Genomic DNA, 13,981 nt, shown 5'->3' with positions numbered 1-13,981 from the left:
CTATGGCACAAACTTCTAAAGTTTCTTTTCAAGAAATTAATAAAATTGCAATCCCAGCTATAATTGCGGGCATTGCCGAACCACTAATTTCTTTAACCGATATTGCAGTTATTGGTAATGTAGAAAATAATTCTATCGAGGCTTTGGCTGCAGCGGGTATTGTTGGTTCTTTTCTATCTGCTATTATTTGGATTGTTGCTCAAACCAAAACTGCTATTTCTGCAATCGTTTCTCAACACTTAGGGGCAAATCGTATTCACGCAGTAAAAACCTTAATTCCGCAGGCTATTTTATTCAATTTTATATTGAGTCTATTCATTTTTGCGTTAACCGCTTTTTTTGCTGAAAGTATTTTTAGTGCTTATAATGCAGAAGGTTTAATTTTAAAATACACAGAAGAGTATTATACCATTCGAGCTATTGGTTACCCATTAACGCTAGTAACTTTTGCCATTTTTGGAGTTTTCCGTGGATTGCAAAACACCCTTTGGGCTATGAAATGCAGTTTAGCCGGTGCCGCAGTAAATATTGGTTTAGATTACGCGCTTGTTTATGGTATTGAAGGTTTTATAGAACCGCTTCATTTAAAAGGTGCAGCTTATGCTAGTCTAGCCGCGCAAGCTACCATGTTAATCATGGCTTTTTATTATTTCTTTAAAAAAACACCTTTTCACTTAAAACTAAGTTTCAATATTAATCCGCAGATGAAACCTTTGCTATTAATGGCTGCCAATTTATTTGTACGAACAACAGCACTTAATTTTGCTATTTATTTAGCTAATGCCTACGCTACAGATTATGGTAAAAATTATATCGCAGCACAAAGTATTCTCATGAATATTTGGCTGTTTTTCTCTTTTTTTATTGATGGATATGCCAATGCAGGTAATGCTATTAGTGGACGTTTACTTGGTGCTAAAGATTATGTACGCTTATGGAGTTTAAGTAAAGACATTTGTAAATATGCCGTATTTATCGCATTCATATTAATGGGTATTTGCGCATTATTTTATAATGAAATAGGACTTGTTTTTAATAAAGAAGCAACGGTTTTAACTTTGTTTTCTTCTGTTTTTTGGATTGTACTTCTTATGCAACCCATAAACGCTATCGCTTTTATGTTTGATGGGATTTTTAAAGGTTTAGGTGAAGCTAAATACCTACGTAATGTTTTACTTATTGCTACTTTTTTAGGTTTTACGCCCACACTTCTTATTGCAGATTATTTTAATCTAAAACTTTATGCTATTTGGATTAGCTTTTTTGTTTGGATGCTCATTAGAAGCTCTGCTTTAGTTATTAAATTCCGAAGAAAATATTTAAAAGAATCTCTTTAATTCTAATTATATTCTATTCACACCAGTTTAACATCTGTAGAGTTACAATTACTTTTAAAAAGTTGTAATTTTAGAATATGAACAGAAAAGAAGTTAGTAAAGGATTTATTTTTAAAACCTACAAAGCACCCCACCAAACTCCTTTTGATAAGCTTTTTGATATTTTTAAAGAGCTTATTACCTATACTTCAGGAGATTTTGATGAGGCTATAGATTGGTTGCGTCAACTTGATAAAGAGTACGAACTTACTACGCCAGATTACACCATAGACGATTTTATTGAAGATCTTAAAAACAAAGGTTACATTCAAGAACGTGTAAAACCCGACGGTAAAGGCGGTATGGAAATTACTTCTAAAACCGAAAAAGCCATACGTCAACGAGCGCTCAATCAAATTTTTGGTAAGATGCGTAAAGGCAATTCGGGTAATCACAAGACCAAACATAGTGGTAATAGCGACGATAACACTGGAGAGTTTAGAAATTATCAGTACGGAGATGGTTTAGACCGAATCTCTATGACAGAAAGCTTAAAAAACGCTCAGATTAACCACGGAGTAGGAGATTTTAATCTTACTGAAAATGATTTGGTAGTAGAAGACAGTCAGTTTAAATCGCAAATGAGTACCGTACTAATGATTGATATTAGTCACAGTATGATTTTGTATGGCGAAGACCGAATTACTCCTGCCAAAAAAGTAGCCATGGCTCTTTCAGAATTAATATTAACACGTTACCCAAAAGATACACTTGATATTATTGTTTTTGGTAACGATGCCTGGCCTATTCAAATTAAAGATTTACCGTATTTACAAGTTGGTCCGTTTCATACCAACACTGTTGCCGGAATGCAATTGGCTATGGATATTTTACGTAGAAAGCGCAACGCCAACAAACAAATATTTATGATTACCGATGGTAAACCTAGTTGTTTAAATATGCCAGACGGTACATATTATAAAAACTCTATGGGACTTGACCCGTACATTACTAATAAATGCTATAATATGGCTGCTCAAGCCCGAAAGTTAAATATTCCTATCACGACGTTTATGATAACCTCAGATCCGTATTTACAGCAATTTGTAGATAAGTTTACCGAATCTAACCAAGGAAAAGCTTATTACACTGGCCTTGGTGGTTTGGGTGAAATGATTTTTGAAGATTATGAATTGAATAGAAAAAAGAGAATACGTTGATATATAGATCTCGACTCCGCTCGACCTGACATTGCGAAATAAAGAAGAATATAGAATAAACAAAAAAGCTATGAACTTAACAGAAATAAAAACCTTTGGTGAGCTTAAAAAAGCAGGTTACCAAAGCAAAAGTATAAAAGAAGAATTACGCCAAAATTTAATTGAGAAAATAAAAAATAACGAAACTGTTTTTGAAGGCGTTCACGGTTATGAAGATTCTGTTATACCAGAGTTAGAGCGTGCAATTCTTTCTAAACACAATATCAATTTACTTGGTTTGCGCGGACAAGCAAAAACACGTCTTGCCCGATTAATGGTAAAGCTTTTAGATGAATATATTCCGGTGGTAGAAGGTTCAGAAATTAATGACGATCCTTTTCATCCTATTTCTAGATATGCGCAAGAAATTTTAAAAGAAAAAGGAGAAGCTACACCTATTACTTGGTTGCATCGTGACGAGCGTTTTTCAGAAAAATTGGCGACACCAGATGTAACTGTAGCCGATTTAATTGGGGATGTAGACCCTATTAAGGCAGCAAATTTAAAACTGAGTTATGCCGATGATCGTGTGATTCATTTTGGGATGATTCCGCGTGCTAACAGAAGTATTTTTGTAATTAATGAGTTACCAGATTTACAAGCTAGAATTCAGGTAGCATTATTCAATATTTTGCAGGAAGGTGATATTCAAATTAGAGGATTTAAGTTAAGGATGCCTTTAGACCTTCAATTTATATTTACTGCTAATCCAGAAGATTATACCAACCGTGGTAGTATTGTGACGCCGTTAAAAGATAGAATTGGTTCGCAGATATTAACACATTACCCAAAAACTGTAGAAATTGCCAAAACCATTACCGAGCAAGAAGCAAATTTAGAAAGCAACCAAAAAGAACACGTAAAAGTGCCAGATTTGGCTCGTGAAATTTTAGAACAAATAAGCTTTGAAGCAAGAGAAAGTGAATATGTAGATGAAAAAAGTGGGATTAGTGCTAGAATGAGTATCACCGCATTTCAAAATTTATTAAGTACAGCAGAACGTCGCGCTCTTAAAAATAGTGATAAAGAAACTACACTGAGACTAGGAGATTTTATGGGAGTTATTCCTGCAATTACCGGTAAAGTAGAGTTGGTTTATGAAGGTGAACAAGAAGGTGCTGCATTTGTGGCTCAACACCTCATTGAAAATTCGATTAAAACGATTTTCCCAAAACTTTTTCCGAAGATAGAAAAGCTAGAAAAACAAAATGAAGCCAATCCGTATGACGAGGTAACTCAATGGTTTTTTGAATCTAGCGGAGTAGAATTACCAGATGATTTAACTGAAAAAGAATATCAAGAAACATTAAAAACCATAAAACCACTACAAAACCTAATTGCAAAATATCAACCAGAAATTAGCGAAGAAGACCGCTATTTTGTAGCTGAATTTGTATTGTGGGGATTAACCGCATACAACAAACTAAGCAAGCATCGTTTTTCAAAAGGTGTTCAATTTCAAGATTTATATGGAAATTACATCAAAAATCTATAAAAATAAAAAGCCTGAAAAATAATTTTCAGGCTTTTTATTATCTTGTTTTTAACCAGCCAGTTATACTCAAACGTTGAGAATGTTTTACGCGTTGCACCTCGTGCTCTAGCTCTTGGCTTTCAAAAATTACTACACGCCCGGGAAACGGGTATAAATCTATAGGTTTTTCTACACCATTTTTATTTACATAAATGGTTAACTCACCTCCATTTTCTTCTAGCCAAGTTTCATCATTTAAATAACAAACTACAGAAAGTTTTCTTCTGCCATCATTTTGAAATGTATCTAAATGCCTTTTATAAAAGGTACCTTCTGGGTAAACTGCATAATGAAATTCTTTATGCAAAATTCCCATAAAACAAGTTCTGTTTAAATATTCTATTAAGTGGTTAATTTTATTAAAAAATACTTTTTCTGCAGCTCCTGTTTCAGCCTCATTAATCCATAAAATAAAATCTCCTCTAATCTCCTTTTCAACCGTTTCATTTACGCGGTTTCCTATAGCAGATTTTTTAAATTGATCTTCTTCATACTTTCTTACTAAAACATTTCTTAAAATTTCTACTTCTTCTGGTGTAAAAAAACCATCAATAATGCTGTATTTATTTTGCAATAAATCTTCTATTATACTCTCGTATAAAGGGTTTTCAGCAAATACTACTTGTTCAAAAAGTTTATTCATTTATCCAATTAAAATGCGAGCAAATATATATTCTAATTAGATATGAAATACTAAAATTTTACAAGCCTCCCTTTAAATTTAAAAATTGTTGATTAGAGAATTTTCTTTGAAGTATTTCTATTGCTTTTTTGCTTCTAACTCCAGATGCACAATACACAATAGTTTTTTCTGCAGATATTTTTTCTGAAGATTTTTCTAACTGATCTAACGGAATATGTTTACCTCCTATGTGGTGTTTTTTACGTTCTTCTAAAGTTCTTACGTCTAGTAAAGCATAATTTTCTAATTGCTGTACATATTCTTGATATGAAATTTCTGCAATTTGTGTAGAGCAACTATCTACCAATTCTTCTAACTGAGTAATTTGTATACTAACATCTTTTTGAAACGGAAAAATTTGCTGCTCTAAGCTTAATAAATTCAGTGTAAGTAATTTACCAGAGAGTACTTCTTCTAAACCAGTAAGCATTTTAATTGCTTCATTTGCCATAAGTGTACCTAAAACTCCTGGTAAAACTCCCAAAACTCCAATTTGACTACAAGTAGGCATTTCCAACGAAGCAGGTTCTGGAAAAAGACAGCGGTAAGTTGGCCCGTCTTGGTAATTAAAAACAGAAAGTTGCCCTTCAAATTTAGAAATAGAAGCTAATACAAAAGGTTTTTTAGTTAAAACCGCAGCATCATTGGTTAGGTATTTAGCGGCAAAACTATCGCTTCCTTCAATTATTAAATCATAATTTTCAAAAATTTCTATTGCATTATTTACCGTTAAGTTTTCTTTATAGATCACTACATCAATTAACGGATTCATGGCTTGCAATCTTTTTTTTGCTGCCACTACTTTGTAACTACCAATATCTTTTTGGGTATAAAGTATTTGGCGTTGTAAATTGCTTTGGTCTACCTTATCATTATCTATAATTGCTAAAGTACCTACTCCTGCTGCTGCTAAATATTGCAGAGCTGGACAACTTAAACCACCAGCGCCTATAACTAAAACTCTCGCTTTTTTTAATTTCTGCTGCTTTTCTTCTCCAAATTCTTCTAAAATAAGATGTCTAGAGTAGCGTTTTTTTTCTTCTGAAGTTAACATTGCTTTTTACCAGTTTTTATCCCAATCTTTCCAAAGGGGTTCAATATTATTTTCTTGAAGCATTTGCGCTATAACTTCTGTAGAACGTTCATCAGAAATTTCAAACTGCTCTAAAGATTGTGGCTCTACCACGTAACCACCAGGGTTTGTTTTAGATTCTGCACTCATAGAGGTAATACCTAAATCTACAATGTGGTTTCTAAAAATTTCACTTTCTCTGGTAGAAATAGATAATTCTACGTCTTCATCTAACAAACGGTAGGCACAAATTAGCTGTACCAAATCTATATCTGTCATTTCTACTTTTGGCTCTAAACCACCACTAAATGGGCGTAAACGAGGAAAAGAGATAGAATACTTAGTTTTCCAATATTGCTTTTGAAGGTATTTTAAGTGCAGTGCGGTAAAAAAACTATCTGCACGCCAATCTTCTAAGCCAAAGAGTGCTCCTATCCCAATTTTATGTATTCCTGCTTTTCCTAATCTATCTGGAGTTTCTAAACGGTAATCAAAATTAGATTTTTTCCCTTTTGGGTGATGTATTTTATACGTTTCTCTATGATAAGTTTCTTGATAAACTAGCGTAGCATAAAGGCCTGCTTCTTTTAAAAGTTCATATTCTTCTCGCTCTAATGGCTGTACTTCTATAGAAATATTAGCAAAATATGGCTGTAACAACTTTATGGCGTTGCATAAATAATTTACACCTACAGTTCTATTTGCTTCTCCTGTTACCAATAGAATATGTTGGTAGCCTTTACTTCTTAAAAATTCTGCTTCTTTTAAAATTTCGGCATCTGTTAAAGTTCTTCTAGGTATTTTATTGGTAAAACTAAATCCGCAGTAAGTACAAATATTATGACACTCATTACTTAAATACATTGGCGCATACATTTGCATAGTATTACCAAAACGCTTTCTGGTAAGTAACTGACTTTTTTGTGCCATAACCTCTAGGTAAGGTTTTGCCGCAGGTGAGATTAGTGCTTTAAAATCTTCTAAATTTACGTGAGCACTTGTTAATGCATACTGAACATCTTTATCTGTTTTAGAAAAAATACTCTCTAATGTTTTGTCCCAGTTATATTGATCTAATTCTTCTTTAAAGCTATTATTCATATCTGTGCACAGTTTAGGTAAAGCTTATTCATATAAAAATTGAGTTAACGGACTACTAGCCGAAGCTGTTAAATTGCTGTTTGCTAGTTTTGCTTCATAAGCCATTCTTCCAGCTTCTACTGACATTTTAAAGGCGGTTGCCATTTGTATTGGGTTTGGAGAAACAGCAATAGCAGTGTTTACTAAAACAGCATCTGCACCAATTTCCATAGCATAACTTGCATGAGAAGGAGCTCCTAAACCAGCATCTACTATCACTGGAACGGTACTTTGCTCTATAATAATTTTTAGAAAATCGATTGTTTTTAAGCCTTTGTTAGTACCAATTGGCGCCCCCAAAGGCATTACACATTGAGCGCCTACATCTTCTAAACGCTTACATAAAACAGGATCTGCGTGTATGTATGGCATAACCACAAAACCTTTTTTTACCAAGGTTTCACAAGCTTTTAAAGTTTCTATTGCATCTGGGAGTAAATATTTAGGATCTGGATGTATTTCTACCTTTACCCAATTAGTTTCTAAAGCTTCTCTCGCCATTTCTGCAGCAAAAACTGCTTCTTTAGCATCTCTAACACCAGAAGTATTAGGCAGTAAATTAATGTGTGGTTGCTTTAAATGTTGCAACATATCATCTTCTTTGCTAGCGACATCTACTCTTTTTAAAGCTACAGTTACCAACTCACTTTCGCTTGCCAAAAGTGCTTCTTCCATAAGTTGGGAAGAAGAAAATTTTCCTGTGCCTGTGAATAATCTAGAAGAAAATGTTTTGCCTGCAATGCTTAAATTAGATTTTGTATTCATATTTTTTTGACTAAAAATGTTCTTTTAAGGTGATTATACATTGTGCTAAGTTTTCTTGACGATGCAAAAAACCAGAAATAGCAACTCCGCTAACTCCAGCATTTTTTAAATTAGGGAGATCTTCTAGAGTAATACCGCCAATAGCAATAATTGGAGTGTCAATATTTTCTTTCTTTAGGCTTTCAATAATTGATTGATATCCTTCAACTTCTAAAACTGGACTTAATTTCTTTTTGGTTTTAGTAAATTTAAAAGGACCTAATCCTATATAATTTACTCCACTATCTATCAAATTTTTACAATCTTCTAAGGTATTTGCAGTACCACCTATTATTTTATTTTCTCCTAGAATAGTTCTTGCTTTTTTAGGAGAAATATCTTCTTTTCCTAAATGAACTCCGTCTGCATTTATCTTTTTAGCTACTTCTAAATAATCGTTAATAATAAATTTTGTGTGGTGTTTTGTACAAAATTCTTGTGCCTGTAAAGCAATTTGTACAACCTCTGCTTCCGAATAATTTTTTAACCGAAGTTGTACCCAATCTACTCCCGCCAAAACCATTTTTTTAATATATTTTAAATGTTCTTCTTTGGTTTCTCCTTGAGATATATAATAAAGCTTTGGCATTTTCATTTTGTTATTGGTAAACACGTTTGTATTCTTTTTTTATATTTTTAAAGCTAGTTATAACATTTTCTTGATGCCAAACACAACCCAAAACAGCTACTCCCTGATAACCTAATTGATAGGCTTTTTCTATATTTTCAGTTTTAATTCCGCCTAAGGCAATAACAGGTCTCTTATTTTGCTGTACAGAAAATTTTTTGCCTTCATAATTGTGTTTTGAAATGGAAGTAAACACCGGACTTAAAAAAGCATAATCAAACAATGTTTGATTTTCTACCTCTTGAAGTTCATGAAAAGAAGTACTTAGCACCCAACCTTGTGATTTTATTTTTTCTAGAAAATCTTGCTCTTTACCTTTTATAGATTTACGATGTTCTTCTTTTAAATGAATGCCCTTCAACTGAAAATCTTCCGCTAAAAAATGATGTTGATGAAGCATCATTTGTTGATGTTCTTCGGCATGAAAATTAAATAACCATCGTTTCATTTCCTCCGAAGAAAAAAAGGGTTTTCTCACGTGGAGTGTGGTTAACCCTTCTTTCAACAACCTTTTGATGATATTGATTTCATCTTCAACAAATTCTTCCGAAGTAATTACAATTAGCATTTGTAAATTTTTAAAGTGTTATAAATAAACTTCGCTACCTTTTTCTTTAAACTCTTTAGATTTGTCTTGCATGCCTTGCTCAATAGCTTCTTGAGTTTCTAAGCCATTTTCTTTAGCATAATTACGCACGTCTTGAGTAATTTTCATGGAGCAAAAATTGGGTCCGCACATAGAACAGAAATGAGCAACTTTTGCGTTGTCTGATGGCAAAGTTTCATCATGATAACTTCTTGCGGTATCTGGATCTAACGCTAAATTAAATTGATCTTCCCACCTAAACTCAAACCTTGCTTTACTCATTGCATTATCACGGTGTTGAGCGCCAGGGTGACCTTTTGCCAAATCTGCTGCGTGTGCTGCAATTTTATACGTAATAACGCCTTCTTTTACATCATCTCTATTAGGTAAACCTAAATGCTCTTTTGGCGTTACATAACAAAGCATTGCACAACCGTACCAACCAATTTGCGCGGCACCAATACCACTTGTTATATGATCGTAACCAGGAGCAATATCTGTAGTTAGCGGCCCTAAAGTGTAAAAAGGTGCTTCTCCACACTCTTCCAATTGCTTATCCATATTTTCTTTAATCATGTGCATTGGGATATGCCCCGGACCTTCTATAATACACTGTACTTCGTGTTTCCAAGCAATTTTGGTTAGCTCTCCCAAGGTTTCTAATTCTGCAAATTGTGCATAGTCATTAGCATCTGCAATGCTTCCTGGACGCAAACCATCACCTAACGAAAAAGCAACATCGTAAGCCTTCATTATTTCACATATCTCTTCAAAATGCGTATATAAAAAGCTCTCTTTATGGTGTGCTAAACACCATTTTGCCATAATAGAACCCCCACGAGATACAATACCTGTAAGACGTTTTGCTGTATGTGGTATATATTTTAAACGAACCCCCGCGTGAATTGTAAAGTAATCTACCCCTTGTTCTGCTTGCTCTATAAGAGTATCTCTAAAAATTTCCCAAGTTAAATTTTCTGCCTTTCCATTCACTTTTTCTAAAGCTTGATAAATTGGTACCGTACCAATTGGCACGGGGGAGTTTCTTAAAATCCACTCTCTCGTTTCGTGAATATTTTTACCTGTAGAAAGATCCATAATGGTATCTGCTCCCCAGCGGCAAGCCCAAACTGCTTTTTCTACTTCTTCTTCAATAGAAGAGCTTACGGCAGAATTACCAATATTAGCATTGATTTTCACTAGAAAATTACGCCCAATAATCATCGGCTCACTTTCTGGGTGATTTATGTTATTAGGTATAATTGCTCTTCCTCTTGCTACTTCGTCTCTAACAAACTCTGGAGTAATTACTTTTGGAATATTGGCACCAAAACTATTACCGGGGTGTTGTTTAGAAATTTCTTGTATACTTTCTAGCTTTTGGTTTTCACGAATTGCAATATACTCCATCTCTGGAGTAATAATTCCCTTTTTTGCATAATGCATTTGGGTAACGTTTTTACCTGGTTTTGCCTTAAGAGGTTGGCTAATTCTATGAAAACGTAAACTTTCTAATTTTTTATCTTGCTCTCGCTTATTGCCATACTCAGAAGATAGACCATTTAGCATTTGTACGTCTTCTCTAGCAGCTATCCATTTTTGTCTAATTGGTTTTAACCCCTTTTTTACATCTATATTTACCGACGGGTCTGTGTAAGCACCACTAGTATCATACACCAAAACAGGTTGGTTAGGTTCTCGTGTTCCGTTAAATTTATCAACCGTATCGCTTAGGTTAATTTTTCTCATAGGAACTTTAATGTCTAGATAAATAGCTCCCGGAACATAAATTTTTTCTGAATTAGGAAAAGGAGCTCTACTAATATTGTGAGCTTTTGGTTTAGATTCTTTTTTCATCTTTCAAGTTTTAGAATTAAAACATTAACCTCCTTGTGTGGCCTGAATAATTAAAAGGTTATCTCCTTCAGAAATTTGAAAAGTGTCCCAAGTAGCACGTGAAATTACTTGGTTGTTTACCGCAATAGCAACACCTTGGGTACTAATTTCTAATTGTTTAACCAGTTGATTAATCGAGCTATGCTCTTTTACAGAATGAGGTTGGTTATTAATGTTTACAGTTATCATAATTAAATTTTATAGCTGTAAACTTTAGGGAGAAGCCCTAAGAAAAAAGAATCATGATAAAAAAACGAACCTAGCTAGGCAGGTGTTTTTTATCAATATGCAAGTTCTAACTTTTCCCTTCGCTGGTATTAACCAGATCAGGTTCTAAGGGTTTTTCTCAGCCAAAATTAATTAGCACCCCTAAAGTTTACATTTCAAATGTAAAATAATTTTGCAATAAATATAGAGACTGCTCTTTATTTTTTATTTCAGCAACAGCATAAATACGTAACTTTGCATCAATCTTAAATTACAAGAAAGTGGATATTTTACAATTTTTAAGCGGTAACGGACTTTTTCTCTTACTTGCCATCGTGTTGGTAGTAGTGTTTTTGATAAATAAATTTAGAAACAGATGAGCAATATTCGTATAACCAAGCAATTTAATTTTGAGACCGGCCACGCTCTTTACGGCTACGATGGTAAATGTAAAAACGTTCATGGGCATAGCTATAAGCTAAATGTTACCGTAATTGGCCAGCCAATAAATGATGCTAACCACGTAAAATTTGGTATGGTAATAGATTTTGGTGACCTTAAAAAAATTGTGAAAGAAGAAATTGTAGATAAATTTGATCACGCAACCGTCTTTAACAAAAATACGCCACATCTAGAACTTGCTAAAGAGCTACAAAAGCGTGACCATAGCGTAATTTTGGTAGATTACCAGCCAACATCAGAAATGATGGTGATAGATTTTGCCGAAAAAATTAAAAGCCGATTACCAGAAAATATACAACTACATTCTTTAAAATTACAAGAAACAGAAACTAGTTTTGCAGAGTGGTATGCTAGTGATAATTAAGGGCGTTTCCCTACGGGTCAGGCTTTCACTACTCGCTTTTTTAAAATTTAGCAATTATAAAAAGAGCTCAAACACAACGTTCAATCCTTAACGCAAAGACTTTAAAAACCAAGTTGTTTGCTATATACTATAGACTTTATGCAAATTCTTGAAGGAAAAAAAATATATTTCTCTAGTGATAATCATTTAGGCGCTCCCAATCAAGAACTTAGTAAACCACGAGAACTTAAATTTGTAAAGTGGTTAGATGAGGTAAAAAAAGATGCTGCTGCTATTTTTTTACTTGGAGATTTATTTGATTTTTGGTTTGAATATAAACACGTTGTACCCAAAGGTTTTGTAAGAGTTTTAGGCAAACTAGCAGAAATTAAAGATAGCGGTATTCCTATTTATTTTTTTGTAGGCAACCACGATTTATGGATGGATGATTATTTTGAGAAAGAACTTGGCATCCCTGTTTACCATAAACCAAAAGAATTTACCTTTAATAATAAAACGTTTTTAATTGGCCACGGCGATGGTTTAGGCCCTGGTGATAAAGGTTACAAACGAATGAAAAAGGTATTTACCAATCCGTTTTCTAAATGGTTATACCGCTGGCTTCATCCAGATGTTGGTATGCCATTAGCACAACATTTATCTGTAAAAAATAAGCTTATTTCTGGTGATGATGATGCTAAATTTTTAGGTGAAGAAAACGAATGGCTAGCACAATATGCTAAACGTAAATTAGAAACCAAGCATTACGATTATTTTATTTTTGGACACCGTCACTTACCAATGCATATAAAAGTTGGTGAAAACTCGATGTACCATAATCTAGGTGATTGGATAAATTTTTATACCTACGGTGTTTTTAACGGTACTACTTTTGAACTAAAAGAGTTTAAAAATAAAATCTAAAAATTTACATTTTTCATGTGACTGCATTTAAAACTGCACATTATTTAGCTTTGTGATAGACTTACACTATTTAATGCATATTATTTGTGATGATGTTAATTAAAGCTATTATTTACGTAGTTTTTCATCTCTAATTTAAAAATTGTAGCGCCTAATAACTCATTAATCTCTCCTAACTCATCTAAACTTACAGCTAAATCTATTTTTGAAGAAGGTGTTTTTAGTAATAAATTTTTACAGCTTCTGGTGTAATTACATTTACTACAGCATTTTTCTGCCTGTACGTTTAAAACATTTTTTTGAAAGCTTTTTATTTCTTCTAAATTCAAAATAAAGCCTGTGTCTCTAAATACAATTTGGATTTTGTCTTTTTTACTTTTCCAATAAAAAGCAATACCAAATTCATTTCTAAATATAATTCTAATATCGTCCATAAATTTTAAATCTATAACAAATATATTAATTGTTTAGAATTAATCTAAATTAAATTAAGGTTTATTGCAAAAAGGATAGCAGTGAAAATCCTTTTACTGAGCTTGCAAATACTTCTAGTTTATCTCCACTTTTAGTAAATATTAACGTAAGACGGTAATACGTTTCTATGAAGCGAGAAGTAACGATACCTATTACTCTTTCATACCAATCTTCTTGTTGGATATATAAAACTGCCATAGAAGCTGAAAACCAATCTCCTGTCTATTGTATTCACAGATAATGAACTCGACTTCTTTTTCTTTAGTATAAACCACTTTACTTAAGGCTAAAATTAAAAAATATCGTAATCAGCAACATAATCTATCCCTCCCTAAGAAACTTTTACAATATTAACTTTAACTACATTTTTTTAATAAAAATTTAATATTTAGGGGGATTTTTAATAGTCAGTTGTTATAATTGTATAAAAGAACCTTAATCCTAACTTATGAAAAGAATTTTACTAGTAATAGTCATGTTTTTGGGTAGCTATGTTTCTATGCATAGTCAATGTGATGTTTCGGTAACTCCCGTGTTGTGTGGAGACCCCACTAATAATGTTTATATTGTTGACCCTACTGTGGATGTAGCTATGCAAATTAACGATGCTTTAGGAGTTCCGGTTACAGGTGTTAGTTGGTTAGCACCTAGAGA

At 33.2% G+C, this 13,981-nt stretch carries 15 protein-coding genes and 1 riboswitch; of the genes, 6 read left to right on the top strand and 9 right to left on the bottom strand.

The window, feature by feature from the left end; all coding sequences use genetic code 11:
* The first annotated feature begins 2 nt into the window (after positions 1–2).
* From BUC03_RS08020 to BUC03_RS08010, 3 genes are all read left to right on the top strand, one after another.
* Positions 3–1,337, top strand: coding sequence for an MATE family efflux transporter (locus BUC03_RS08020; protein WP_073150131.1), 1,335 nt, complete (start codon positions 3–5; stop codon positions 1,335–1,337).
* A 77-nt stretch (positions 1,338–1,414) separates the two neighbouring features.
* On the top strand, positions 1,415–2,536 hold the full coding sequence (locus tag BUC03_RS08015; RefSeq protein ID WP_073150129.1) for a vWA domain-containing protein: 1,122 nt from the start codon (positions 1,415–1,417) through the stop codon (positions 2,534–2,536).
* Positions 2,537–2,606: 70 nt separating this feature from the next.
* Positions 2,607–4,070: a sigma 54-interacting transcriptional regulator gene (locus tag BUC03_RS08010; RefSeq protein ID WP_073150998.1), complete on the top strand. Its 1,464-nt coding sequence runs from the start codon at positions 2,607–2,609 to the stop codon at positions 4,068–4,070.
* A 37-nt stretch (positions 4,071–4,107) separates the two neighbouring features.
* Here BUC03_RS08010 and BUC03_RS08005 read toward each other — a convergent pair whose 3' ends face one another.
* Genes BUC03_RS08005 through thiS form a run of 8 tightly spaced genes read right to left on the bottom strand, consistent with a single transcriptional unit; the run spans position 4,108 to position 11,106 of the window.
* Complete coding sequence (locus BUC03_RS08005) at positions 4,108–4,752, bottom strand: 2OG-Fe(II) oxygenase (protein WP_073150126.1); 645 nt, start codon at positions 4,750–4,752, stop codon at positions 4,108–4,110.
* A gap of 58 nt (positions 4,753–4,810) precedes the next feature.
* Positions 4,811–5,845: a HesA/MoeB/ThiF family protein gene (locus BUC03_RS08000; protein ID WP_073150123.1), complete on the bottom strand. Its 1,035-nt coding sequence runs from the start codon at positions 5,843–5,845 to the stop codon at positions 4,811–4,813.
* A 6-nt stretch (positions 5,846–5,851) separates the two neighbouring features.
* On the bottom strand, positions 5,852–6,964 hold the full coding sequence (thiH, locus tag BUC03_RS07995) for a 2-iminoacetate synthase ThiH (protein WP_084112862.1): 1,113 nt from the start codon (positions 6,962–6,964) through the stop codon (positions 5,852–5,854).
* A gap of 24 nt (positions 6,965–6,988) precedes the next feature.
* Positions 6,989–7,768 (bottom strand): thiazole synthase, encoded by a 780-nt coding sequence (locus tag BUC03_RS07990; protein WP_073150117.1) that lies wholly within the window; start codon positions 7,766–7,768, stop codon positions 6,989–6,991.
* Between the two features lie 10 nt (positions 7,769–7,778).
* Positions 7,779–8,396 (bottom strand): thiamine phosphate synthase, encoded by a 618-nt coding sequence (locus tag BUC03_RS07985; protein ID WP_234971614.1) that lies wholly within the window; start codon positions 8,394–8,396, stop codon positions 7,779–7,781.
* A 10-nt stretch (positions 8,397–8,406) separates the two neighbouring features.
* Entirely contained in the window at positions 8,407–9,003 is a 597-nt protein-coding gene (locus BUC03_RS07980) for a thiamine phosphate synthase (protein WP_073150115.1), read from the bottom strand.
* Positions 9,004–9,021: 18 nt separating this feature from the next.
* Positions 9,022–10,878, bottom strand: coding sequence for a phosphomethylpyrimidine synthase ThiC (gene thiC, locus BUC03_RS07975; RefSeq protein ID WP_073150112.1), 1,857 nt, complete (start codon positions 10,876–10,878; stop codon positions 9,022–9,024).
* Positions 10,879–10,902: 24 nt separating this feature from the next.
* Complete coding sequence (gene thiS, locus BUC03_RS07970; RefSeq protein WP_200799131.1) at positions 10,903–11,106, bottom strand: sulfur carrier protein ThiS; 204 nt, start codon at positions 11,104–11,106, stop codon at positions 10,903–10,905.
* 97 nt (positions 11,107–11,203) lie between these two features.
* Positions 11,204–11,298: riboswitch (TPP riboswitch) on the bottom strand.
* Positions 11,299–11,500: 202 nt separating this feature from the next.
* On the opposite strand from thiS, the gene BUC03_RS07965 reads away from it, so the two are divergent.
* Positions 11,501–11,950, top strand: coding sequence for a 6-pyruvoyl trahydropterin synthase family protein (locus BUC03_RS07965; protein ID WP_073150109.1), 450 nt, complete (start codon positions 11,501–11,503; stop codon positions 11,948–11,950).
* A 138-nt stretch (positions 11,951–12,088) separates the two neighbouring features.
* A complete protein-coding gene (locus BUC03_RS07960) occupies positions 12,089–12,853 on the top strand; it encodes a UDP-2,3-diacylglucosamine diphosphatase (protein ID WP_073150107.1) in 765 nt (254 codons plus the stop codon).
* Between the two features lie 95 nt (positions 12,854–12,948).
* Here BUC03_RS07960 and BUC03_RS07955 read toward each other — a convergent pair whose 3' ends face one another.
* A complete protein-coding gene (locus BUC03_RS07955; RefSeq protein WP_073150104.1) occupies positions 12,949–13,287 on the bottom strand; it encodes a DUF6686 family protein in 339 nt (112 codons plus the stop codon).
* 488 nt (positions 13,288–13,775) lie between these two features.
* On the opposite strand from BUC03_RS07955, the gene BUC03_RS15105 reads away from it, so the two are divergent.
* Positions 13,776–13,981: hypothetical protein (locus BUC03_RS15105; RefSeq protein ID WP_143159162.1), on the top strand; the 206-nt coding region annotated here is incomplete at its 3' end.

Origin of the sequence: Mesonia phycicola (assembly GCF_900141885.1) — a bacterium.
In the GTDB taxonomy this organism is placed as follows: Bacteria; Bacteroidota; Bacteroidia; order Flavobacteriales; family Flavobacteriaceae; genus Mesonia; species Mesonia phycicola.
Note: the sequence above shows the minus strand (reverse complement) of the source record. Positions and strands in the feature narration are given on the sequence as shown.